The sequence below is a fragment of the Pseudomonas sp. DP-17 genome (assembly GCF_022380625.1).
In the GTDB taxonomy this organism is placed as follows: domain Bacteria; phylum Pseudomonadota; class Gammaproteobacteria; order Pseudomonadales; family Pseudomonadaceae; genus Pseudomonas; species Pseudomonas nitroreducens_A.
Window position 1 is genome coordinate 284199 of the sequence record NZ_JAKSXG010000009.1, and the last position, 22998, is coordinate 307196.

Consider the following 22998-nt stretch of genomic DNA (forward strand, 5'->3'; position numbering starts at 1 on the left):
TTCTGTCACCTGTTATTGATGGGGGCGGTCAGCGGATGAACAGCTTGTAGACGAGTTTCTGCAGCGACTTGCCGTAGGGCGGATAGATCACCCGCGCGGCGTTGAAGCGCGGCTTGCTGAACACGCCCTTGGCCTTGGAGAAGGTCAGGAAGCCCTCGTGGCCGTGGTAGTGGCCCATGCCGGACGGGCCTACGCCACCGAAGGGCATGTCGTCCTGGGCAACGTGCAGCAGGGTGTCGTTCAGGCACACCCCGCCCGAATGGGTCTGGGCCAGTACATGGTCCTGCTCGCGCTTGTCGTAGCCGAAGTAGTACAGCGCCAGCGGGCGGTCGCGCTCGTTGATGTAGCTGAGCGCCTGGTCGAGGCTCTGGTAGGGGATTACCGGCAGCAGCGGGCCGAAGATCTCCTCCTGCATGATCTTCATCTCGTCGCTCACGTTCAGCACCAGTGCCTGCGGCAGGCGGCGGCCCTGGGCCTGCGGGAACAACGGCACGACAGTGGCGCCGCGTGCCTGGGCGTCGGCGAGGTAGCTGTTCAGGCGCGCGAGCTGGCGCTCGTTGATGATCGCGGTGTAATCGGGATTGTTCTCCAGTTTCGGGAAGAAGCCCTGGACCACCTGGCGATAGCTCTCGACGAACTCGTCGACACGGTTCTGCGGCACCAGCACGTAGTCCGGCGCGACGCAGGTCTGGCCGGCGTTGAGCGACTTGCCGAAGGCGATGCGCTCGGCGGCGTCCTTCATCGGCACGCTGGCGGAGATGATGGCCGGCGACTTGCCGCCCAGCTCCAGGGTGACCGGGGTGAGGTTCTCGGCGGCGGCGCGCATCACATGCTTGCCGACGCTGGTGGCGCCGGTGAACAGCAGGTGGTCGAAGGGCAGCTTGGAGAAGGCCACGCCAACGTCGACCTCACCCTGCACCACGGCGACCAGATCCTCAGGGAACACCTTGCCCAGCAGCTCTTTCAGCACGCGGGCGGTTTCCGGGGTGGATTCGCTCATCTTGATCATCACCCGGTTGCCGGCAGCCAGCGCACCGGTCAGCGGGCCGATGGCGAGGAACAGCGGGTAGTTCCACGGCACGATCACGCCGACCACGCCCAGCGGCTGGTAGATGACCTTGGCCGAAGCCGGCATGAACTGCATGCCCACCGAGCGGCGCGACGGCTTCATCCACTTCTTCACGCGCCTGGTGGCGTAGTGCACGCCGTGCAGGCTGGGCAGTACTTCTGCCAGCAGGGTCTCGTCGGCGGAGCGGTTGCTGAAGTCGGCGTTGATCGCGTCGATGATTGCCTTCTGCTCGGTGACCAGCAGGTTGGCGAGGCTTTTCAGCCACTGGATGCGCTGGCCGGCGTCGGGCAGCGGATTGGCGCGATACGCCTGGCGCTGGCGTTCGAGAAGGGTTTCCAGCTGGCTGATCTGCTGCTGGGTCTGCTGCAGGTAGGCGATATCGGCAACCATGACGGGCTCCTGGGCGGAAGCGGATGAGGAAGCTCTCCGGTGATTCACGCAAGGAGCCCGGATGCTTCGCGTTTTTATGCTGTCGCTGGTTTTTTAGAGCAAATGCTCTAGAGTGTCAATCAGCATGCCGTGTCCGCGCCGCCGGGCCCAGCCAACGAAAAGTTGGGCGAGCCCGACAGTTGTGTCAGGCGGTAGCAATCGGTGTACCTTTGCGTCCGCGCAATCCGCTTCGATGAGTTTTGGCAATGGCACCACGCATCAACACCCGTGACCGTATCGCCCAGGCCAGCCTGGAGTTGTTCAACGCCCAGGGGGAACGCAGCGTCACCACCAACCACATCGCCGCGCACCTGGGCATCTCGCCGGGCAACCTGTACTACCACTACCGCAACAAGCAGGTGATCATCGCCCAGCTGTTCGCCGAGTATGAAAGCCACGTCGACCAGTTCCTGCATCTGCCCGAGGGCCGCACGCTGACGGTGGAGGACAAGACCTTCTACCTCGAAGCCCTGCTCGCCGCGATGTGGCACTACCGCTTCCTGCACCGCGACCTGGAACACCTGCTGGATTCGGACGCGGAGCTGGCCGCGGCCTACCGAGCCTTCGCCCGCCGCGCGATGGACAACGCCAAGGCGATCTACCGGGGCTTCGTCGACGCCGGCATCCTGCAGATGGACGAGCCCCAGCTCGAAGCCCTGACCCTCAACGCCTGGATCATCCTCACTTCCTGGGTGCGTTACCTGTGCACCACCCGCGAAGTGGCCGGCGACCTCAGCGAAGCGCTGATGCGGCGTGGCATCTACCAGGTACTGGCGCTGGAAAGCGGGCACATCGCCCCGGCCTTTCGCGAGGCGGTGGCGGCGGTGTTCGATCGGTTGTACGTGCCGCTGGAAGGTTGACCTTCAGGCGGGCCGCGAACGGTATCCGCCATGCCGTTACGCAGGGCGCATAACGCGCCAGCGCTGTCCGCCGACTGCTCTGCCCGGCGAGGTTAAGCATCCACCTGGCGCGGCCCCGGTACCCGCGGCCGGCGCAGGGCGATGCCATGTCGCAGGAAGAAGTCCTCCACGCCCTCGGTGGCATCGGTGTAGAGCGTGCGGTTCGGGTGATCGGCGAGAAAGCGTGCCATCAGCGCAAGGCCGATCCCGCGTGACTGGAAGCCCGGCAACACGGCAATTTCGGCCAGCCATGTGGTCTGCGCCGTCTCGCTTTCCGCGCGCAGCAGGCCGCGCACCTGCTCGCCGTCCACGGCCAGCAGGAAGTAGCTGGAAAACTCGTAGAGATCGCGCAGTTCCGCCCGGGTACCGGGCGAGCCCCAGCCCACGGCGCGATACAGCGCGGCAATGCCCGCGCAATGGGCATCGCTCAGGGGTGGGTTGTGCAGAATCGTCAGCGGCGTGTCGTGCATGGCGGCGCTCCTTCCTGGCGTTTGCTTCCGGCGCAGCTCCAGTCTGCCTCATTCCCACGCCCGCCGGCTGACCCAGCGCAGTCAGGACTCCCGCCGCTCGCGCAGCCACTGCGGGATGCGGCGCTCCAGGTAGTAATCCGGGCGGCCGAGCGAGCCGCCGATGAAGCCGACATGGCCGCCATGGGGCAGCAGCTCCATCTGCGTCGATGCGGACAGCTCGTCCAGCTGCGGCACGCTGTGGGCATGGATGAATGGATCGTCGCTGGACTGGATGATCAACGTCGGCACGCGGATACCGCCCAGGTAATAGCGGCTGGAGGCGCGCCGGTAGTAATCGTGCACATCGGCGAAACCGTGCAGCGGCGCGGTCACCCGGTCGTCGAAGTCCCAGAAGGTGCGCATGCCGTCCAGCGGCCCGAGGCGCTCCAGCGCGGCGAGGTTTTCCGCGTGGCCGCCAGCGGCGAATGCCTGGCGCTTGGTCTGCACATAGGCCGTAAGCTCGCGCATGAAATGCGCCTGGTAGACCCTGGAGAAACCAATGCCGATGCGATCGGCGCACTGGTCCAGGCGGAAGGGTACCGACACTGCCACCGCGCCCTGCAGCGGGCAGCTGTCCGAGGCTTCGCCCAGGTACTTGAGCAGCACGTTGCCACCCAGCGAGTAACCCACCGCATGCAGCGGCGCCATCGGCCGCTTGGCGCGGACATGGGCGACCACCGAGGCGAGGTCCTCGCTGACGCCCGAATGATAGCCGCGCGGCAGCAGGTTCGATTCGCCCGAGCAGCCGCGCCAGTTCAACGCGACGCTGGCCCAGCCCTGCGCCGCCAGCTGTTGCTGAAGGCCCAGGATGTAGTGCGAGGAGGACGAGCCGGTCAGCCCGTGCAGCGCCAGCACCAGCGGTGCGTCCGCTTCATGCGGGCCGTGCCAGTCGAGGTCGATGAAGTCGCCATCTTCCAGCCACAGGCGCTCGCGGGTGCGCTCGAGGCTGGGCGCCTTGCGTGCGAGCGAGCCATACAGTGTCTGCAGGTGCGGGCCGGGTAGCCACCAGGCGGGTTTGAATGGGGAGGGTATAGTCATCATGGATCGAATGGGGCCGACGAGTTGTGATAGTAACGCCAAGTCGGCCGTACGATGGATGCCCATGCATCCGCTGTCAGGAAAACCCACGCAAAGGAGGGGATGGAATGTGGAAGAACATCGCGGCGTTGAGCCTGCTGCTGTGGCTCGCCGCGTGCGGCGAACCGGTGCCGCAGGAGCACAAGTCCTATGTTGGCCTATGGACCGCGCCGCAGATGAGCCTGCTGGTCACAGCGGACGGTCGTGTCGCCTATAAGCGGGTGTCGGGCAGCACGTCGAAGTCCATCGAGGCACCCATCAAGAGCTACCAGGCCGACGGCTTCACCGTGGGCTTCGGCCCGTTCGACACGCACTTCAAGGTCTCCAGGCCGCCCTACCAGGACGGCAACCAATGGAAAATGGTGGTCGACGACGTGGAACTGGTGCGCACCAGTACCGTCGCTGTCGGCAAGTCGATCTGAGCTGCCATCACCGCCACAAGGTCGAGCCGGGATCGCCGACCGCTTCAACCGACATGAGGATTGTCACGAATGTTCAGCCGCTGGTTTTTCCTGTCCGCACTTTCTCTTGCACTGCCCGCATTGGCCTGGGCCGAGGGTGCTTCGTCCGACCTCAGTGATGCGCCGTCCGGCACCGAGCAGGGCGAGCAACTGTTCGCCGAATTCACCCGCCTTCAGCAGGCCGCCGAGACGGGCGCACCGCAGGCCCTGTTCGATTTCGGCGTGTACTTCTACCAGCAGCAGAACTACGCGAGCGCGCGCAAATGGTGGGGCAAGGCGGCCGAAGCGGGGATGGCGCGTGCACAGATCCAGCTGGCCATGCTCTATCGCGACGGTGACGGCGGCCCCGAGGACAAGGCCGCAGCGGCTCGGTGGTTCCGCAAGGCCGCAGAGCAGGGCGATGCCGGTGCGCAGAACGAGATGGGTGTCCTCTACTGGAGCGGCGAAGGCGTCGACAAGGACCGGGTCAAGGCCGGCACCTGGTTCGAACGCGCGGCCGAGGCCGGCAGCGAAGACGCCCAGACCAACCTGGGATGGTTCTACCTGGACGATTCGCAGGGTGTGTACGACGCCGCCAGTGACGAAGAAGCCGCCCTGCTGGACCGCTACGCCGCCAGCCGCGAAAAGGCCTTCCAGTGGTTCTGCAAGGCCGCGAGTCAGGGCAGTGCTCGCGCCCAGTTCAAGGTCGGCGAAGCCTACTGGAACGGCTCCGGCGCGGGCATGAACAAGTTGCAGGCGCGCTTGTGGCTGGAGAAGGCCGCGCAGCAACAGGACGCGGAGGCCATCGCCTGGCTGAAGAGCACCGAGGAATCGGCCTGGTACACCCGACTGGAGAACTGGACCTACGCCGCCCTGGACGGTGAGCTGTCCGGCACCGCCGATTGCTCCGGTGCACCGGATCGCCGGCACGCCGATCGCAGTGCGGAGAATACTTCGCCTGAACCGGAGGCCGTGGAGGCCAGCGCGGTTGACGCTGCAGAGGCAGTGGATGCGGCTGAGCCAGCGAGCCAGTAAGGCTCGCTACCAGCCGAACTCGTCGGCCAGATCTTCCGCACGGCGGGTGTCGCCCAGCAGCTTTGCCAGCTCGTCGATCAGCTGGCGGCGGTAGACCGGGTTGACGCTGTAGTCCTCCGCGAAGATGTCCTCGCCTGCGCTGCGCCACACCCGCGCGAAGGTGGCGAGGCAGGCGGTCATCTGCCAGAGATCATCGAACATCGGTGCGGGGTCCCAGGGGCCCCCATGCTGGTCGAAGAGGATGCGGCCGCTAGAGCACTCGAAGATGAAGGGATCGGCGCCCTGGTCCGCCACGACTATCCAATCATCACTCCAACCCGCCAGCCGCTCGCCGGTCAGCCCGTGCCAGCGGTAGCCGGCCTGCTGCTTCCACAGCTTCGCCAGCGAGGGAATGAAGAACGGATTGCCAGCGGTGTCCAGGGTGCAGTCGCACGGACCGACTTCGCGGTAGAAGCGCGCCAGTTCTGCCGGCAGGGCGATGTCGCCGGCCCAGTCGCTGGCGGGCTGTTCGAAACAGTGTTCGTCCAGCGCCAGCAGTTGTTCGCGCAGGGCGTCCGACATCCGTCAGCTTTCCCGCTGCCACAGCGCGTAATGCACCGAGCCCGCCGTTTTCTCCCGGTGCAGCCGCCAGTTGCCCGGCAGGCCGAGGCTGGAGGGTACGGTTTCGCTTTCGGTGTAGATCCACGCGTCCTTGGCCAGCCAGCCGCGTTCTTCCAGCAGGCGACAGATGTTCTGCAGCAGGTCCTGGTGGAAGGGCGGGTCGAGGAAGACCAGGTCGAAGGCCTGGGAGGCCGGAGCGTCGAGATAGCGCAGTGAGTCGGTCATCAACAACTGGCCGTTGCCGCACTTGAGCGTATCGAGGGTGCCGCGCAGGGCGGCCACGGCTTCGCCGTTGGTGTCCAGCGCAAGACCGGCGCTGGCGCCACGGGACAGTGCCTCGAGGAACAGCGCGCCGCTGCCGGCGAAGGGGTCGAGCACGCGCGCACCAGGGACGTAGGCGGCGAGCCAGTTGAACAGGGTCTCGCGCACCCGGTCCGGTGTCGGGCGCAGACCGGGGCCATCGGGGAAGGCGAAGCGCCGGCTGCGCCATTCGCCGCCGATGATGCGCAGCTGGCCCTGGCCGCCGTGGGGCTTCTGTGCGGCGCGCGCGGCGCCGGCGGGTCGTTTGCTCATCAGTGCTCCGGTACGCCGGCGGGTTGCGCGGCGGGCTTGTCGGTGGGCGGCGGCAGCGGTTGCTGCGGCACGGTGGGGCCGGCGGTGACGATGACGAAGGCGTCCGGGTCGAGGTGGCGGCGCATCGCGGCCTTCACCTGTTCCACGCTCAGGCCCTGGACCTGGTTGAGGAAGGTCTCCAGATAGTCCAGCGGCAGGTTGTAGAAGCCGATGGCGCCCAGCTGGCCGACGATATCGGCGTTGCTCGCGGTGGACAGCGGGAAGCTGCCGGCGAGCTCGCGCTTGGCGTCGTCCAGTTCCTTCTGCGTCGGGCCCTTGTCGAGGTAGTCGCGGACGATGTCCTGGACCAGCTTGAGGGTGCCTTCGCTCATTTCGGCACGGGTCTGCAGGCCGATGGTGAACGGTCCGCGCGACTGCATGCCGGTAAAGCCGGAGTAGACGCCGTAGGTAAGGCCGCGCTTCTCGCGCACCTGGTCCATCAGGCGGGTGCCGAAGCCGCCGCCGCCGAGGATCTGGTTGCCCAGGTAGAGCGCGGCGTAGTCCGGGTCGTTACGGGTGATGCCCAGTTGCGCCAGCATCAGCTGGGTCTGCTTGGAGGGGAACTCGATGTGGGTGACGCCGGCCTTGGGCGTCTGCGGTTCGCCCGGAGCGGGCAAGGCAGGGCCCTTGGGCAGGGACTTGGAGACGCTGCCGGCGATGGCTTCGGCCTGCTCGCGGGTCAGGTCGCCGACCAGTGCGATGACCACGTTGCCGGCGGCGTAGGCCTTCTGGTGGAAGGCGCGCAGCTGGGCGACGCTGATCTTCGGCACCGACTTTTCGTTGCCGTCGCTGGAGTGTGCGTAGGGGTGGTCACCGTAGAGCCGCTTGAACAACTCCAGGCCCGCCAGCTTGCCGGGGTTCTGCTTCTGGTACTCGAAGCCGGCCATGACCTGGTTCTTGATGCGCGCCAGGGCGTCCTCGGGGAAGGTCGGCTGGCCTATCACCTGGTCGAACAGCGCCAGCGCGGCCTCGCGCTTGCTCGGCTCGCTCAGGCTGCGCAGGCTGGCCACCGCCATGTCGCGGTAGGAGCCGTTGCCGAAGTTGGCGCCCAGGTCGTCGAAGCCGGCGGCGATGGCGCTGGTGTCCTTGCCCGGCACGCCTTCGTTGAGCATGGCGTTGGTCAGCATGGCCAGGCCGTAGCTGTCGCCGTCCTGGCTGCTGCCGGCGGCGAAGGTCAGGCGCAGGTCGAACATCGGCAGTTCATGGGCTTCGACGAAGAGCACGCGGGCGCCTTCGGCGGTCTGCCATTGCTGGATGTTCAGCTTGCGGTGGCTGGGCGCCTTGCCGGCGGCCTCGGCCAGCGATTGCAGGCCGGTGGGCGCGGCGGCCCCGGTGGCGGCCGGTTGCGCAGGTGCGGGCGCGGCTGCCGCTGTCTCGGCGGCTGGACGGGAAACGAACAACACCAGTCCGGCGATCAGCGCGATGACGATCAGCCCGACCAGGCCGTAGCGCAGGCCATTGCGTTCACTCATGGCTGGGCTCCTTGTCGGTGGCGACTTCCGGCAGGACCTGGGCGAGGGTCAGGCGGGAGCGGGTGAAATAGGTACGGGCGGCTTGCTGGATATCCTCGGCGGTGACCGCCTGTATGGCTTCCAGGTCCTTGTCCGCCAGGCGCCAGCCGAGGCCGACGCTTTCCAGTTCGCCAATGGTGCTGGCCTGTCCGGCGATGGAATCTCGCTCGTAGACCAGCCCGGCGATGACCTGGGCGCGCACGCGCTCCAGCTCTTCCTGGCTCGGTGGGTTCTGCTTGAGGTCCTCCAGTTGCTTCCACAGGGCGGCCTCGACCTGGTCGAGGGTCTTGCCGGTCTGCACGTTGGGCGTGGCCGAGAGGAAGAACAGGCCGTCGCCGCGGGAGAACGCATCGTAGGAGGCCGAGGCCCCGGCGACGATTTCCTCGCCGCGTTCCAGGCGCGCGGACAGGCGGGCGCTGTAGCCGCCGTCGAGGATCGCCGAGATCAGGCGCAGGGCGTTGATCGACCTGGCGTCGTTGCTGCTGCCCAGAGTCGGCACGTTGAAGCCCATGATCAGGCTGGGTAGCTGGGTGCGCACATGCAGCTTCAGGCGGCGCTCACCCGGCTCGGCCAGCTCCAGCGGCTTGCGCGCGGCGGGCAGGTCGTGTCTGGGAATCTCGCCGAAGTACTTCTGCGCCAGCGCCTTCACCTCGTCGCCAGTCACGTCGCCGACCACCACCAGGGTGGCGTTGTTGGGCGCATACCAGGCCTGGTACCAGTGGCGCAGGTCATCGATGGTCATGCGCTGCAGGTCGGCCATCCAGCCGATGGTCGGCGTGCGGTAGCCGCTGGCGGGGTAGGCGGCGGCCTTGAAGCGCTCGAAGGCCAGCGCGCTGGGCTTGTCCTCGGTGCGCAGGCGGCGTTCTTCCTTGATCACCTCGATTTCGCTCTTGAACTGGTCGGCCGGCAGGGCGAGGTGCGCCATGCGGTCGGCTTCCAGCTCCAGAGCCACCGGCAGGCGGTCGCGGGCCAGCACCTGGTAATAGGCGGTGTAGTCGTCGGTGGTGAAGGCGTTCTCTTCCGCGCCGAGGTCGCGCAGTACCAGCGACGCCTGGCCGGGACCGAGCTTGCGGCTGCCCTTGAACATCATGTGCTCCAGGGCGTGGGAGAGCCCGGTGAGGCCGGGTGTCTCGTAGCTGGAGCCCACCTTGTACCAGAGCTGGGAGACCACCACGGGGGCGCGGTGGTCCTCGCGGACGACGACCTTCAGGCCGTTGTCCAGGGTGTATTCGTGGGTGGGCTGTGGTTCCGCGGCGCTCGCCATCAGCGGCAGCAACAGGGAGCCAAGCAGCAGGCCGGCATGGCGGCGTGCAAGGGTTTTCATCGTGGACTGAACCTTTCGGGCTGTCCGCGGGGTCTATGCAGGCTGGCGGCCAGCCTCTTAACCCCGGCGGGCGAGGAGATGCTAGGATACCCATCCGTTTTCCGGGCGGCCACGTTCAGGGCTTCGCAAAGCTGTTTCGAGGCTTTTTTGCCGCCTGGCTCTTTGTTGCCTGCCTGTGTGGCGCCCCCTAGAGATTCGATCCCTACATGTTTGGTTCCAACGACGACAAGAAGGCCCCGCCAGCGGGGGAGAAGAAGGGTCTGTTCGGCTGGTGGCGCAAGAAGCCCCAGGCCGAGGAGCAACCCGTAGCCGAAACCGAGCCGCAGGATGAACAGCCTGCCGCCGCCGAAGCGGCTCCGGTCTCCGAGCAGGCTCCCGCCGCCCAGGCCGAGCCGGTGGCGCCGCGCGCCGAGCCGACCCCCGAGCCGGTGATCGATGTAGTGCCGGCCAGCGTGCCGGTCGAGCCGTTGGCGCAACCGGTGCCGCCACCTCAGGCGCAGCCCGCTCCGCAACCTGAGCTGCCACCCGCTGCGCAGCCAGTCGTTGCCGAGGCGCCGCAGGCGGTCCGACCGGTCGAGCAGGCGTCTGTGGCGGCGCCCGTTCAGCCAGGACCTGTTGCCCAAGCGCGCGACGTGGTCGCCCAGCCAGAGCCCGAGGCTGCTCCGCTGCCCGAGCCCGAGCCGCAAGCCAGGCCCGCCGCCAGCGAGCCGGGCAAGCTCGGCTTCTTTGCCCGCCTGAAACAGGGCCTGTCGAAGACCAGCGCCAGTCTCGGCGAAGGCATGGCCAGCCTGTTCCTGGGCAAGAAGGCCATCGACGACGACCTGCTCGACGAGATCGAGACTCGCCTGCTGACCGCCGACGTCGGCGTCGAGGCGACCACCACCATCGTGCAGAACCTGACCAAGCGTGTTGCCCGCAAGGAACTGGCCGACAGCGAAGCGCTGTACAAGGCCCTGCAGGAAGAACTCGCCAGCCTGCTGCGCCCTGTCGAGCAACCGCTGGCCATCACCCGCGACAAGCAGCCCTACGTGATCCTCGTGGTCGGCGTGAACGGCGTCGGCAAGACCACCACCATCGGCAAGCTGGCGAAGAAGCTGCAGCTCGATGGCAAGAAAGTCATGCTGGCCGCCGGCGACACCTTCCGCGCCGCCGCCGTCGAGCAGCTGCAGGTCTGGGGCGAGCGCAACAACATCGCCGTGATCGCCCAGCACACCGGCGCGGACTCCGCCTCGGTGATCTTCGACGCCGTGCAGGCCGCCAAGGCCCGTGGCGTGGATGTGCTGATCGCCGACACCGCCGGTCGCCTGCACACCAAGGACAACCTGATGGAAGAGCTGAAGAAGGTGCGCCGCGTGATCGGCAAGCTGGACGAGACGGCTCCCCACGAAGTCCTGCTGGTGCTGGATGCCGGCACCGGGCAGAACGCCATCAACCAGGCCAAGCAGTTCAACAATGCCGTGGAACTCACCGGCCTGGCCCTGACCAAACTGGACGGCACTGCCAAGGGCGGGGTGATCTTCGCCCTGGCCAAGCAGTTCGGGCTGCCGATCCGCTACATCGGTGTCGGCGAAGGGATCGACGATCTTCGAACCTTCGAGGCCGATGCCTTCGTCCGTGCACTCTTCGAGACCCGGGAAATCGCATGATCCGTTTCGAGCAGGTTGGTAAGCGCTACCCCAACGGCCACGTCGGCCTGCACGAGATCTCGTTCCGCGTGCCGCGCGGCGAGATCATGTTCGTCACTGGCCACTCCGGCGCGGGCAAGAGCACCCTGCTGCGCCTGATCCTGGCGATGGAGCGGCCGACCTCCGGCAAGTTGTTGCTGGGCGGTCAGGACGTCTCGCGCATCTCCACCGCGCAGATTCCCTTCCTGCGCCGGCAGATCGGCGTGGTGTTCCAGAACCACCAGTTGCTCGATGATCGCAGCGTGTTCGAGAACGTTGCCCTGCCGATGCAGATACTCGGCCTGCCCAAGGCGGACATCGCCTACCGCGTGGAAGCGGCGCTGGACCGGGTGAACCTGAAGGAGAAAGCCGAAGACCGGCCCTCCGACCTCTCCACCGGCCAGCAGCAGCGCGTCGGTATCGCCCGCGCGGTGGTGCACCGTCCCGCCCTGCTGCTCGCCGACGAACCGACCGGCAACCTCGATCCGCGCCTGGCCTCGGAAATCATGTCCGTGTTCGAAGACATCAACCGCCTGGGCACCACCGTACTGATCGCCAGCCACGACCTGGCGCTGATCGCGCGCATGCGCCACCGGATGATCACCCTGCAGCGCGGCCGCATCATCGCCGACCGCGAGGAGAACGCCTGATGAGTGCCAATGACCTGCCCCGCGGCCAGGAAGAGGGTACCCCGACGCGTAACACGCGGGAGCGCCCGGACGACAACGAACACCAGGACCACAGCGCCTCCCTCTCGGCTTACGTGGAGAACCACCGCGCGAGCCTGATGGACAGCCTGCACCGCCTGGTCAGCCATCCCTTCGGCAGCTTCTTCACCTGCCTGGTGATGGGCATCACCCTGAGCCTGCCCATGGGGCTGTCGCTGTTGTTGAACAACGTCGAGCGCCTCGGTGGCTCCTGGCAGCGCGCCGCACAGATTTCCCTGTTCCTCGATCTGAAGGCCAGCGAGGCCCAGGGCCAGGACCTGCGCGAACAGATCGAGAAAATGCCCGATGTGATCGAGGCGCAGCTGATCAGTCGCGACGATGCGCTGAAAGAGCTGCAGGAGCAGTCCGGACTTGGTGAAGCATTGAAGGAATTGCCGGATAACCCGCTGCCGGCGGTCATCTCGGTGACGCCCAAGCAGATCGACAAGGCCCAGCTGGATGCCTTGCGTCAAAGGCTGTCGGAGCTGCCGGGTGTACAACAGGCGCAGCTGGACCTGGTCTGGGTCGAGCGGCTGTCGGCGATCCTCAAGCTGGGCGACCGCTTCGTCTTCGGCCTGACCCTCCTGCTGGTGCTGACCCTCCTGCTGGTGATCGGCAACACCATCCGCCTGCACATCGAAAACCGCCGTAACGAAATCGAAGTCATCAAGCTGGTCGGCGGGACGGACGGTTACGTGCGTCGCCCCTTCCTCTACATGGGCGCACTCTACGGCCTGGGCGCGGGCATCCTCTCCTGGGCCCTGCTGGCCTTCGGCCTGGATTGGCTGAACAGCTCGGTGGTCAACCTGGCCGGGCTGTACGGCAGTGATTTCGGCCTGGCGGGCGTACCGGTCGACGACGGCCTGTCGCTCACCGTAGGCGCTGTGCTGCTGGGCTGGATCGGCGCCTGGCTGGCCGTGGCGCGTCACCTGCGTGAGCTGGCGCCGCGCTGAAACCCCCTGATTTTCCTAGGGGTTAGGCGGGTGTAAAGGAACTTTTACACCCGCTTGCAGTCAGATTTCGCAGTGCTACACTGCGCGAGTTTCGTGAATCGGAGGATTCGCATGACCACTTCTCTGCAACCTGTCTATGCCCTGGCTCCTGGTGCGAACCTGGAAGCCTACGTGCACTCGGTGAACAGCATTCCGCTGCTGACGCCGGAGCAGGAGCGCGAACTGGCCGAACGCCTCTTCTACCAGCAAGATCTGGAAGCGGCACGGCAAATGGTTCTGGCGCACCTGCGCTTCGTCGTGCATATCGCCCGGAGTTATTCCGGGTATGGCCTGTCCCAAGGCGATCTGATCCAGGAAGGCAACGTCGGCCTGATGAAGGCTGTGAAGCGCTTCAACCCGGAAATGGGTGTGCGCCTGGTGTCGTTCGCCGTCCACTGGATCAAGGCCGAGATCCATGAGTTCATCCTGCGCAACTGGCGGATCGTGAAAGTCGCGACCACCAAGGCGCAGCGCAAGCTGTTCTTCAACCTGCGCAGCCAGAAGAAGAAACTGGCCTGGCTGAGCAACGACGAAGTGCACCGCGTCGCGGAAACCCTCGGCGTCGAGGCCCGCGAAGTCCGCGAGATGGAAAGCCGTCTCACCGGACAGGACATGGCCTTCGACCCGGCGGCGGATGCCGACGACGAGAGCGCCTACCAGTCCCCGGCGCATTATCTGGAAGACCATCGCTACGACCCGGCGCGCCAGCTGGAGGAAGCGGACTGGAGCGACAGCTCCACCGCCAGCCTGCACGAGGCGCTGGAAGGCCTGGACGAGCGCAGCCGCGACATCCTTTACCAGCGTTGGCTGGCCGAGGAGAAGGCGACGCTGCACGACCTGGCGGCCAAGTACAACGTGTCCGCCGAGCGGATCCGTCAGCTGGAAAAGAACGCGATGAACAAGCTCAAGGGTCGCATCGAAGCCTGACCGGCTTCGACGCGCCCTGCGAGTCGCGAACCGCACCCTGGTGCGGTTTTTTTCTGCCCGCACTCAGCGTCTGGAGAGTCCCATGCCGCGCCTGCGTCCCGTCCACGGGATGTTCTTCCTGGTCATCGCCCTGCTGGCCTTCGGGCTCGGCTCCTGGGTCGCCCGCACTTCGGCACCGCCCAAGCCACCGCAATGGTTCAGCGACTGGAAGGAAAAGGTCTTCGAGCCGCTGGCCGACGACAGGCTCACGCTGAATGACCTGCAGGACCAGCAACCCGGCGAGCTGTGGCTGACCGCCAGCCAGGACGGTCCGCAACTGCATTACCGCGGCAGACTGGTGACGGAAGAGGGGCCGTGGCACGTCGAGGCGGAGTTGGCCCTGAGCGAGGCCGAGCATGCCAGCCTGGCCAAGGCCACCGGCATGCAGCCGAGCAGCAAGGACCAGCCGCTGAGCGCCGAGCTGATGGGCCAATTGGGCAACAAGCCGGTCTCGGAGCTGGCGCTTGCGCCGCAGGAGGACCTGGCGGTCGGGCGTCTGGCGGTGAGCCTGGGCGACCCGCGCCTGCGCCTGCAGGTGGATGGCGGCGAGGCCTGGGTCTACCCGGAGAAGGGCATGACCGTGCTGCACCGCGACGGCACGCTGCAATGGGTGCGGGTGGTGCCGCGCAGTACGTTCAAGGCTGGCGAGGCGCCCTGACTCCTTCTGCTGGCCAGGCCAGGAAGATCCCCTCTCCCTTCAGGGAGAGGGAAGCGCCCAGCGCCAATCTCTCCCCGCCACAGCCGCTCCCTCACAGCCGCTGCAAATATTCATTGCCCAACTGCCACATCTGCTGGCGAATCCACGAGGCGCGCTGGCGCACATACGGGCCGGGTTTGCCGGCGCTCCACTTGCGCGGGTTGGGCAGCACGGCGGCCAGCAGGCTGGCCTGCTGCTGCGACAGGCGCTTGGCGTCGACGCCGAAGTGATGCTGCGCGGCGGCCTGGGCGCCGAATACGCCGGCGTCCCATTCCACGCTGTTGAGGTAGACCTCTAGAATCCGCTGCTTGGACCAGAAGGTCTCGATCAGCAGGGTGAACCAGGCCTCGAAGCCCTTGCGCACCCAGCTGCGCCCGGTCCAGAGGAAGACGTTCTTCGCCACCTGCTGGCTGATGGTGCTGCCGCCGCGAACCTTGCCGCCCTGCTCGTTGTGCGCCAGGGCCTTCTGGATCGCCGGCACATCGAAGCCGTGGTGTTCGGCGAACTTCTGGTCCTCGCTGGCGATCACGGCGAGCTTGAGGCTGTCCGGCAGTTCGTCCCAGGAGCGCCAGCTGCGCTGCAGGTCGATGGGCTTGCCGTTGAACCAGGACTCGACCTTGCGCTCGACCATGACCATGGTGCCCGGCGGCGGCACCCAGCGCAGGATGACGACCAGCGCCACGCTGATGGCGACGAACCAGAGCGCGATCTTGAACAGGCGGCGGAGGACGTTGCGCATGCGAGGCTTTGACTGGGCGGATGAGCGGGCCATTATAGCGGCACTCACCTGTCTGGAGTTTCCCGATGCTGCGCACTTTCCTGATGCTCGCCGCCGTCTTCGGTTTCACCGGGGTCGCCCTCGGCGCCTTTGCCGCCCATGGCCTGAAGAGCAAGCTCACGCCCGAGTACCTGGCGGTGTTCCAGACTGGCGTGCACTACCAGATGCTGCACGCCCTGGCGCTGTTCGGCGTGGCGCTGCTCTCGCCGCATATCGGCGGCACCCTGGTCAGCCTGGCCGGCTGGGCCTTCACCGTCGGCATCCTGCTGTTCTCCGGCAGCCTCTACCTGCTGACCCTGGCCGGCCTGGGCGTGGGCATCATCACCCCGATCGGCGGTCTGTTCTTCCTGATCGGCTGGGCGCTGCTGCTGGTGGCGGCCTTCCGCCTGGGTTGACCCGGACGTCAGAAAAGCCCGAGTGCGACGCTCCGGTAACTTGGTCATCCGGCGCGATCGGGCTAGAATGCGACCCCCTCCAGCAACGACCGTCCCGCCCATGCGTATTCAGTTGAACGGCGAACCCTTCGAGCTGCCCGACGGCCACAGCGTCGCCAATCTGCTCGAGCGTCTCGACCTCACCGGCAAGCGTGTCGCGGTCGAGCTCAACCAGGACATCGTGCCGCGCAGCCAGCACGCCGCCACCGCCTTGAGCGAAGGCGACCAGGTGGAAGTGGTGCATGCCATCGGCGGCGGCTAGCAGCCGCCTCCCAGACTTTCAGGCCCCGCCCGCCTTCCTTTCAGGAGTGATCCGATGAGCCAACCCAACTCCAACCTGCCGGTCGACAAGCCCTTCACCCTGGCTGGCCGTACCTACAATTCGCGGCTGCTGGTCGGCACCGGCAAGTACAAGGACCTCGAGGAGACCCGCGTCGCCATCGAGGCCTCGGGCGCCGAGATCGTCACTGTTGCCGTGCGCCGCACCAACATCGGCCAGAACCCGGGCGAGCCGAACCTGCTGGATGTGATCCCGCCGGATCGCTACACCATCCTGCCGAACACCGCTGGCTGCTACGACGCCGTCGAGGCAGTACGCACCTGCCGCCTGGCCCGCGAGCTGCTGGATGGCCACAACCTGGTCAAGCTGGAAGTCCTGGCCGACCAGAAGACCCTTTTCCCCAACGTCGTCGAAACCCTCAAGGCCGCCGAAGTGCTGGTCAAGGATGGCTTCGACGTCATGGTGTACACCAGTGACGACCCGATCATCGCGCGCCAGCTGGCCGAGATCGGCTGCATCGCGGTGATGCCGCTGGCCGGCCTGATCGGCTCGGGCCTGGGTATCTGCAACCCGTACAACCTGCGCATCATCCTCGAAGAAGCCACCGTTCCGGTGCTGGTGGACGCTGGCGTGGGCACCGCCTCCGACGCCACCATCGCCATGGAGCTGGGCTGCGAGGCCGTGCTGATGAATACCGCCATCGCCCACGCGCAGAACCCGGTGATGATGGCCGAGGCCATGAAGCACGCAATCGTCGCCGGCCGCCTGGCTTACCTGGCTGGTCGCATGCCGCGCAAGCTGTACGCCAGCGCGTCGTCGCCGATGACCGGTCTGATCAACTAAGTATTTCCATCCCGACGCGCGGGCCGGTTTGCCGAAGGCAGCCGGCCCGCGTGTGCATTTACCCGCAAGGTCCGAGTCATGAGTGACATTCCCGAGAATCAGCCCGAGAACCAGCCCGATGCCGACAACCGGCCGATGCGCGCCATCAAGAGTTTCGTGATGCGCGCCGGGCGCATGACCGAAGGCCAGCAGCGCGGCCTCGATCAGGGCTGGCCGAAGTACGGCCTGGAACTGGCGGACGGCGCGCGGGACTTCGACCAGGTATTCGGGCGCCAGGCGCCGCGTACCTTCGAGATCGGCTTCGGCATGGGCCACGCCACCCTGGAGATGGCCGCCGCTGCGCCGGAACAGGACTTCATCGGCGTGGAAGTGCACCGGCCCGGCGTCGGCGCACTGCTCAACGGCATGCTGACGCAGAACCTCACCAACATCCGTGTCTACAGCTGCGACGCCATCGAGGTGCTGCGCGACTGCGTCGCCGATGCCAGCCTCGACCGCCTGCTGCTGTTCTTCCCGGACCCCTGGCACAAGTCGCGTCACCACAAACGTCGCATCGTGCAGCCGGCCTGGGCCGAGCTGGTGCGGCAGAAGCTGAAGGTCGGCGGCGTGCTGCACATGGCCACCGACTGGGAGCAATACGCCGAGCACATGCTGGAAGTGATGAATGCCGCACCCGGCTATCGCAACCTTTCGGCGGACAATACCTATGTGCCACGCCCGCAAGAGCGCCCAGTCACCAAGTTCGAGCGTCGCGGGGAGCGGCTCGGGCATGGCGTCTGGGACCTGAAGTTCGAACGCGTCGACTGATTCACCGGAAAAAGGCCTGCCATGCGGGCCTTTTTCACGCAGGAACATCCTACAGACCGGGACCACCCGGCAGGCCGCCAAGGCCACCCTCACCTCCTGAATAAAAAGCGGCATCCGCCGCGGACGAAAATAAGAGTGATGGACAGGAGTCCGTCGCAAAGGAGTCTGCTGTGTTGAAGAAACTTGCTGTACTGCTGATGGCGGGCGTATGGACCCTGCCGGCGCAGGCGAAGGTCGATGCCGCCGAGGCCGCTCGACTGGGCCGCGACCTGACGCCGATGGGGGCGGAAATGGCCGGCAACGCCAGTGGCACCATCCCCGCGTGGACCGGCGGTATCACCAGCGCCCCGGCGGGCTACCAGCCCGGCACCCACCACCTCGATCCGTACGCCGCCGATGCCGTGCAGTACAGGATCGACAGCAAGAACCTGGCGCAATACCAGGCGCTGCTCACTCCCGGCACCCAGGCGCTGCTGCAGGAAAACCCCGACTACTACCTGCGCGTCTTCCCCAGCCGCCGCAGCGCATCCCTGCCCCAGCGCATCTATGACGCCACCCGTTTCAACGCCGAGAATGCCGAGCTGATCGCCGATGGTAACGGCGTGCAGGGCGCCGCCGCCGGCGTGCCGTTCCCGATGCCGAAGACCGGTCTGGAAGCCATCTGGAACCACATCATGCGCTACCGTGGCGAGCAGATTCACATGGTGACCAATCAGGCCGCCGTGCTCACCAGCGGCAGCTACAACCTGCTCAAGCTCGACCGCTACGTGTACTTCAACTACGGCCGCGAGGGCATGACCCCGCAGGACCTGAACAACACGCTGTTCTACTACAAGTACAACATCGTCGCCCCGGCCAAGCTCGCCGGCTCCGCGCTGGTGGTGCAGGAGACCATCGACCAGGTGCTGTCGATCCGCAAGGCCTGGCGCTTCAACAGCGGTGAGCGCCGTGTGCGCCGCCTGCCGAGCCTGGCCTACGACACGCTGCAGCCGGACACCAACGGCCTGGCCACCGCCGACACCGTGGACGTCTACAACGGCGCGCCGGACCACTACGAGTGGCAACTGCTGGGCAAGCGCGAGATGCTGGTGCCGTACAACAGCTATGCCGTGCACCAGAAGGGTATTCCCTACGCGGACATCCTCAAGACCAAGACCCTCAATCCCGAGCTGCTGCGCTATGAGCCGCACCGGGTCTGGGTGGTCGAGGCGACACTGCGCAAGGGCATGGGCCATCCGTTCGCCAAGCGCCGCTTCTACCTGGATGAAGACAGCTGGCAGATCCTTGCCTCGGACATCTACAACGCCGACGGCAAGCTGATCCGCGCCCAGGAAGTGCACCCGATCAACTACTACGACGTGCCCATGGTGCTCAGCACCCTGGAAGCGCTGTACGACTTCGAGGGCAAGCGCTACTTCGTCGACGGCCTGGACAACAACGAGCCGATGTACGACTTCAAGGTCCCGCTGGGACCGCGCGACTTCACCCCGCAGGCGTTGCGCCGCGAAGGTAACTGAGTCCCGCAGAGGCCGCCTATTGGCGGCCTTTGTGCATCTTCGTGATACAGGCGGGGGAGCGAGCTGGCCCGTTCCTGCAAGATCAAGAGCCCCTCTCCCGCAAGCGGGAGAGGGGACTGGATCGGTGCCGGCTGAAACCGACGCGTCAGCCGGCACGGACGGCTTCCTCTCCCTTCAGGGAGAGAGCTGGGGAGAGGGCAATGCCTGGCGCAGTACTTCCAGAAGAAGACAGTTGCTCCTACGAAGCGCAATGGGACATCACTCGATCAGTTCTGCCCCCAGCACCGTAGTCTCCGGCATGCGCATCGGCGCCGGGCTGATCTGCAGGTACTTGATGCTGGAGCGCGGGATGATCAGCAGGTCGCCGTCCACCTCGATGCTGATGACTGGCGATTCCATCTGCTTGCGGATGCCGCGGGCCACTTCGGCGGGGTCGTCGCTCTGTTGCGGGAAGCGCAGCGCCAGGCGCTGGCCATCGGAGAAGTGCAGGTAGAGATGCTTGATCGGCTTCATGTGTCCTCCGGCGGGTGGGTGGCCAACCGCCGGAGGAACGCAGGTCAACTGCGGTCGGCGATCATGCCAATCACGAAGAACACTAGCAGCAGGACGGGCGCCAGGGTGTAGTTGTTGAAGTAACCCAGGCCTTTGGCCAGCCAGGGGGTGACGAAGACCATGGCCAGGCCGTAGCCCACGGCACAGATCAGCACGAACAGCAGGGTGCGGAAGACGAAGTTCAGGCTGCCGATGCGCTGCTGTACCCAGGCGTTGATCGCCGGGCCGAACAGCACCAGCACGGTGGCCATGATCGCCAGGGCGATGTCGGACAGGTGGCCGCGGCACCAGCGGGAGACGTTGGCAATCAGGTCGAGCGCGAAGTCCATTGGGGCTCCTTGGGATCGAGAGTCGCCGGGGAGTGTACACGGGCGACGCCGGCAGAGTCGCCCGCCGGTTCTCAGGGCAGGAAGCGCTGCAGCAGGTCGTTGAGGAACAGCTGGCCGCGCTCGGTCGGGGCCAGGCGCTGCGGGTCGTTGACCAGCAGGCCGTCCTTGCAGGCCTGGCGACAGGCTTCGTCGATGGCGACCAGCGGCAGGCCGGTGCGCTCGGCGAAGGTCGCCGCCGGCACGCCATCCGTGAGGCGCAGGGCGTTCATCATGAACTCGAAGGGCAGGTCGTCCGGCTCAAGGTCACGTTCACCGGCCTGGAAGGGCTTCTCCGGGTTCAGGTAGTCCTTCGGCAGGCGGGTCTTCCAGGAGCGCAGGATGCGGCCTTGCGGCGTGCTCAGCTTGGCGTGGGCGCCGGCGCCGATGCCGAGGAAGTCGCCGAAGGTCCAGTAGTTCAGGTTGTGCCGTGCGCGCTTGCCGTCGCGGGCATAGGCGGAGGTTTCGTACTGGACGTAGCCTGCCTCGGCGAGCAGCGCCTGGCCGGCTTCCTGGATTTCCCACAGCTGGTCGTCCTCGGGCAGCTCCGGCGGCTGGCTCCAGAATACCGTGTTCGGCTCCATGGTCAGCTGGTACCAGGACAGGTGCGTCGGCGCCAGGGCGATGGCCTGCCGCAGGTCAGCCAGGGCGTCGGCGACGCTCTGCTCCGGCAGGCCGTGCATCAGGTCCAGGTTGAAGTTGTCGAAGCCGGCGCGGCGGGCCATTTCGGCGGCGCGTACCGCTTCGTCGCCATCGTGGATGCGACCCAGCGCCTTGAGCTTCTCGGCCTGGAAGCTCTGGATGCCGATGGACAGCCGGTTGATGCCGAGCTTTCGGTAGTCGGCGAACTTGGCCTGCTCGAAGGTGCCCGGGTTGGCTTCCAGGGTGATCTCGATATCGCTCTGGAACCCGACCTGCCGCTCCAGGCCATCCAGGATGCGGGCCAGGGCGTTGGCCGAGAACAGGCTGGGCGTGCCGCCGCCGAAGAAGATCGAGGTCAGCTTGCGGCCGTGCACGTAGCCGCGATCTGCCGCCAGGTCCGCCAGCAGCGCCTCGACATAGGCGTCCTCGGGCAGCTCCGGGCCGGCCGCGTGGGAGTTGAAGTCACAATAGGGGCATTTGCGTACGCACCAGGGGATGTGCACGTAGGCCGACAGCGGTGGCAGGCGGAAGCCGGAAACCACCGGCCCGGCGTCGAGCCCGTGGCTTCCTGCCTGGCTCATAGACCCAGCCGCTGCTTCAGCAGGGCCATCGCGCGGGCGCGGTGGCTGATCTGGTTCTTGCGCTCGGGCGGCAGTTCGGCGCTGGAGCACTCGGCTTCCGGCACCCAGAACAGCGGGTCGTAACCGAAGCCGTGTTCGCCGCGGGCTTCGCGCAGGATGCTGCCGTGCCAGAGGCCTTCGCAGAGGATCGGCAGCGGGTCGTCGGCGTGGCGGACCAGGGCCAGCACGCTGACGAACTGGGCGCCGCGCGCCTCGTCCGGCACGTCCTTGAGGGCGTCCAGCAGCTTGGCGTTGTTCGCCGCGTCGCCCTTGCCGTCAGCGTAGCGCGCGGAATAGATGCCCGGCGCGCCGCCGAGGAAGTCCACTGCCAGGCCGGAGTCGTCGGCCAGCGCCGGCAGGCCGGAGATGCGCGCGGCGTTGCGGGCCTTGAGGATGGCGTTCTCGACGAAGGACAGGCCGGTCTCTTCCGGTTCCACATCGCTGAACTCGCCGATGGAGCGCACCTTCACGTGGGCTCCGAGCATGGCCTGGAGTTCCTTGAGCTTGCCGGCGTTGTGACTGGCCAGCACCAGTTGTTCGAGCTTGATCATTCGTCTGGGAAGATTTCCTGCATGAAGTCGAAGCTTTGCGGGGCTTCGCTTCCGGACTGGACCTGGATGGAGAAGGTCAGGGTTTCGCGGCCTTCGATGGGGAATTGCGCCAGGTTGTAGACGGCGCCTTCCTCGACCACGCGCTTGAAAGTCAAAGGAATGGTCTGGCCCATCAGGTTCTTGGCGGAGCCGGCGACGGTGGCGTTGGCCGGCTTGCCGCTGGCGTCCAGCGGCACGATGTTGACCACGCCCTGGGCCTTGCTGCGCACCACGCCCACCGCTTGCGCGACATTGGGCTGGAGGAAGCTGGAGTTGAACACGCTGTAGTGAACCTGCAGGTCACCCAGGCGCTTCACCTGTTCGGCGAAGGCGGGCAGGGCGAGGACCAGGCAGGCGAAGAAGGTAAGCAGGCGGCGCATGATGTTTCTCCCGGGCTCTATCAGATAGCCGCGATCAGACGGCGATGCGGTGGTCTTGCACGCCAGCGCCGCTGATCCGGTAGATGCCGATCTCACCCAACAGATTAGGCCAGATTCGCGAGGCCCAGCCATGCTGGTGCTCGTGGTCTACCGCCAGGCGGTCCAGCACCTTCGCGTGCTGCTCGTGGCAGAGCGCCTCGAAGTCGCGGAAGGTGCAGAAGTGGATGTTCGGCGTGTTGTACCAAGTGTACGGAAGGAAATCCGAGACCGGCATGCGGCCATTGCGCGCGAGGTACCAGCGGCAGCGCCAGTGGCCGAAGTTGGGGAAGGTGATGATGCAGGTCTTGCCGACGCGCAGCATCTCCGCCAGCACCTTGTCCGGGTAGCGCAGGGCCTGCAGCGACTGGGTCATCACCACCACGTCGAAGCTGTTGCCGGCGAAGTTGCCCAGGCCCTTGTCCAGGTCCTGTTCAATGACGTTGACGCCACGTTCGATGCATTTGGCGATCTTGTCGGCATCGATCTCCAGGCCGTAGCCGCCAACCTGCTTGTGGTCGCGCAGCCAGGCGAGCAGTTCGCCGTCGCCGCAGCCCAGGTCGAGCACGCGGCTGCCGGCGGGGATCCAGTCTTGGATGATTTCCAGGTCGGCGCGCATGGTG

Annotated in this window: 27 protein-coding genes; 13 read left to right on the forward strand and 14 right to left on the reverse strand. The window is 66.3% G+C overall.

Annotated features, from left to right (window positions below; all coding sequences use genetic code 11):
* Positions 1-28 precede the first annotated feature (28 nt).
* Entirely contained in the window at positions 29-1459 is a 1431-nt protein-coding gene (locus MJ122_RS15805; protein WP_239744770.1) for a coniferyl aldehyde dehydrogenase, read from the reverse strand.
* A 245-nt stretch (positions 1460-1704) separates the two neighbouring features.
* On the opposite strand from MJ122_RS15805, the gene MJ122_RS15810 reads away from it, so the two are divergent.
* Positions 1705-2358, forward strand: coding sequence for a TetR/AcrR family transcriptional regulator (locus MJ122_RS15810; RefSeq protein ID WP_017520085.1), 654 nt, complete (start codon positions 1705-1707; stop codon positions 2356-2358).
* Positions 2359-2450: 92 nt separating this feature from the next.
* Here the strand turns inward: MJ122_RS15810 and MJ122_RS15815 are convergent, their stop codons facing one another.
* Together MJ122_RS15815 and MJ122_RS15820 are read right to left on the reverse strand one after the other, a co-directional pair.
* Positions 2451-2867 (reverse strand): GNAT family N-acetyltransferase, encoded by a 417-nt coding sequence (locus tag MJ122_RS15815; protein WP_088415933.1) that lies wholly within the window; start codon positions 2865-2867, stop codon positions 2451-2453.
* An 81-nt stretch (positions 2868-2948) separates the two neighbouring features.
* Positions 2949-3944, reverse strand: a complete 996-nt coding sequence (locus MJ122_RS15820; protein ID WP_239744771.1) for a hydrolase — start codon at positions 3942-3944, stop codon at positions 2949-2951.
* Between the two features lie 107 nt (positions 3945-4051).
* Between MJ122_RS15820 and MJ122_RS15825 the strand changes: the two genes are divergently transcribed.
* Together MJ122_RS15825 and MJ122_RS15830 are read left to right on the forward strand one after the other, a co-directional pair.
* Positions 4052-4405 (forward strand): hypothetical protein, encoded by a 354-nt coding sequence (locus tag MJ122_RS15825; RefSeq protein WP_088415934.1) that lies wholly within the window; start codon positions 4052-4054, stop codon positions 4403-4405.
* A 69-nt stretch (positions 4406-4474) separates the two neighbouring features.
* Positions 4475-5458: a tetratricopeptide repeat protein gene (locus MJ122_RS15830; RefSeq protein ID WP_088415935.1), complete on the forward strand. Its 984-nt coding sequence runs from the start codon at positions 4475-4477 to the stop codon at positions 5456-5458.
* Positions 5459-5464: 6 nt separating this feature from the next.
* Here MJ122_RS15830 and MJ122_RS15835 read toward each other — a convergent pair whose 3' ends face one another.
* The 4 genes from MJ122_RS15835 to MJ122_RS15850 are packed head-to-tail and all read right to left on the reverse strand — an operon-like array spanning position 5465 to position 9505.
* A complete protein-coding gene (locus MJ122_RS15835) occupies positions 5465-6019 on the reverse strand; it encodes a hypothetical protein (RefSeq protein WP_239744772.1) in 555 nt (184 codons plus the stop codon).
* A 3-nt stretch (positions 6020-6022) separates the two neighbouring features.
* Entirely contained in the window at positions 6023-6631 is a 609-nt protein-coding gene (gene rsmD, locus MJ122_RS15840) for a 16S rRNA (guanine(966)-N(2))-methyltransferase RsmD (protein WP_239744773.1), read from the reverse strand.
* The gene (locus MJ122_RS15845; protein WP_239744774.1) at positions 6631-8142 is read right to left on the reverse strand and encodes a pitrilysin family protein; all 1512 of its coding nucleotides are present in this window, start codon (positions 8140-8142) and stop codon (positions 6631-6633) included. The genes rsmD and MJ122_RS15845 overlap by 1 nt, the downstream gene beginning before the upstream one ends.
* A complete protein-coding gene (locus tag MJ122_RS15850; RefSeq protein ID WP_239744775.1) occupies positions 8135-9505 on the reverse strand; it encodes a pitrilysin family protein in 1371 nt (456 codons plus the stop codon). The genes MJ122_RS15845 and MJ122_RS15850 overlap by 8 nt, the downstream gene beginning before the upstream one ends.
* A gap of 206 nt (positions 9506-9711) precedes the next feature.
* Here MJ122_RS15850 and ftsY point away from each other — a divergent pair, with 206 nt between their 5' ends.
* The 5 genes from ftsY (at position 9712) to MJ122_RS15875 (ending at position 14492) form a co-directional block, all read left to right on the forward strand.
* A complete protein-coding gene (gene ftsY, locus MJ122_RS15855; RefSeq protein ID WP_239744776.1) occupies positions 9712-11151 on the forward strand; it encodes a signal recognition particle-docking protein FtsY in 1440 nt (479 codons plus the stop codon).
* A complete protein-coding gene (ftsE, locus tag MJ122_RS15860; RefSeq protein ID WP_017520095.1) occupies positions 11148-11819 on the forward strand; it encodes a cell division ATP-binding protein FtsE in 672 nt (223 codons plus the stop codon). Before ftsY ends, ftsE begins: the two co-directional genes overlap by 4 nt.
* Complete coding sequence (ftsX, locus tag MJ122_RS15865; RefSeq protein ID WP_017520096.1) at positions 11819-12829, forward strand: permease-like cell division protein FtsX; 1011 nt, start codon at positions 11819-11821, stop codon at positions 12827-12829. The genes ftsE and ftsX overlap by 1 nt, the downstream gene beginning before the upstream one ends.
* 111 nt (positions 12830-12940) lie before the next feature.
* Complete coding sequence (gene rpoH / locus MJ122_RS15870; protein WP_017520097.1) at positions 12941-13795, forward strand: RNA polymerase sigma factor RpoH; 855 nt, start codon at positions 12941-12943, stop codon at positions 13793-13795.
* An 82-nt stretch (positions 13796-13877) separates the two neighbouring features.
* Complete coding sequence (locus tag MJ122_RS15875; RefSeq protein ID WP_239744777.1) at positions 13878-14492, forward strand: hypothetical protein; 615 nt, start codon at positions 13878-13880, stop codon at positions 14490-14492.
* A gap of 91 nt (positions 14493-14583) precedes the next feature.
* Here MJ122_RS15875 and mtgA read toward each other — a convergent pair whose 3' ends face one another.
* Positions 14584-15303, reverse strand: a complete 720-nt coding sequence (mtgA, locus tag MJ122_RS15880) for a monofunctional biosynthetic peptidoglycan transglycosylase (protein ID WP_088415942.1) — start codon at positions 15301-15303, stop codon at positions 14584-14586.
* A 32-nt stretch (positions 15304-15335) separates the two neighbouring features.
* Between mtgA and MJ122_RS15885 the strand changes: the two genes are divergently transcribed.
* From MJ122_RS15885 to MJ122_RS15905, 5 genes are all read left to right on the forward strand, one after another.
* Positions 15336-15704 carry a DUF423 domain-containing protein gene (locus tag MJ122_RS15885; protein WP_239744778.1) on the forward strand — a complete coding sequence of 123 codons (369 nt, stop codon included), beginning with the start codon at positions 15336-15338 and terminating at the stop codon, positions 15702-15704.
* Positions 15705-15804: 100 nt separating this feature from the next.
* A complete protein-coding gene (gene thiS, locus MJ122_RS15890) occupies positions 15805-16005 on the forward strand; it encodes a sulfur carrier protein ThiS (protein ID WP_017520101.1) in 201 nt (66 codons plus the stop codon).
* A gap of 54 nt (positions 16006-16059) precedes the next feature.
* Complete coding sequence (locus MJ122_RS15895) at positions 16060-16866, forward strand: thiazole synthase (RefSeq protein ID WP_017520102.1); 807 nt, start codon at positions 16060-16062, stop codon at positions 16864-16866.
* Positions 16867-17001: 135 nt separating this feature from the next.
* Positions 17002-17673: a tRNA (guanosine(46)-N7)-methyltransferase TrmB gene (trmB, locus tag MJ122_RS15900; RefSeq protein WP_239744866.1), complete on the forward strand. Its 672-nt coding sequence runs from the start codon at positions 17002-17004 to the stop codon at positions 17671-17673.
* Positions 17674-17843: 170 nt separating this feature from the next.
* The gene (locus MJ122_RS15905; RefSeq protein WP_239744779.1) at positions 17844-19190 is read left to right on the forward strand and encodes a DUF1329 domain-containing protein; all 1347 of its coding nucleotides are present in this window, start codon (positions 17844-17846) and stop codon (positions 19188-19190) included.
* Positions 19191-19448: 258 nt separating this feature from the next.
* Here the strand turns inward: MJ122_RS15905 and MJ122_RS15910 are convergent, their stop codons facing one another.
* The 6 genes from MJ122_RS15910 to metW all read right to left on the reverse strand — a co-directional run bounded on the left by MJ122_RS15910 (position 19449) and on the right by metW (position 22994).
* Positions 19449-19703 (reverse strand): hypothetical protein, encoded by a 255-nt coding sequence (locus MJ122_RS15910; RefSeq protein ID WP_088415946.1) that lies wholly within the window; start codon positions 19701-19703, stop codon positions 19449-19451.
* A 44-nt stretch (positions 19704-19747) separates the two neighbouring features.
* The gene (locus MJ122_RS15915) at positions 19748-20071 is read right to left on the reverse strand and encodes a DUF3392 domain-containing protein (RefSeq protein WP_017520106.1); all 324 of its coding nucleotides are present in this window, start codon (positions 20069-20071) and stop codon (positions 19748-19750) included.
* Positions 20072-20142: 71 nt separating this feature from the next.
* Positions 20143-21330 (reverse strand): radical SAM family heme chaperone HemW, encoded by a 1188-nt coding sequence (hemW, locus tag MJ122_RS15920; RefSeq protein WP_239744780.1) that lies wholly within the window; start codon positions 21328-21330, stop codon positions 20143-20145.
* Positions 21327-21920, reverse strand: coding sequence for an RdgB/HAM1 family non-canonical purine NTP pyrophosphatase (gene rdgB / locus MJ122_RS15925; RefSeq protein ID WP_088415948.1), 594 nt, complete (start codon positions 21918-21920; stop codon positions 21327-21329). The genes hemW and rdgB overlap by 4 nt, the downstream gene beginning before the upstream one ends.
* Positions 21917-22339 (reverse strand): DUF4426 domain-containing protein, encoded by a 423-nt coding sequence (locus MJ122_RS15930; RefSeq protein ID WP_017520109.1) that lies wholly within the window; start codon positions 22337-22339, stop codon positions 21917-21919. The genes rdgB and MJ122_RS15930 overlap by 4 nt, the downstream gene beginning before the upstream one ends.
* A 34-nt stretch (positions 22340-22373) precedes the next feature.
* Positions 22374-22994 carry a methionine biosynthesis protein MetW gene (gene metW, locus MJ122_RS15935; RefSeq protein WP_017520110.1) on the reverse strand — a complete coding sequence of 207 codons (621 nt, stop codon included), beginning with the start codon at positions 22992-22994 and terminating at the stop codon, positions 22374-22376.
* Positions 22995-22998 lie beyond the last annotated feature (4 nt).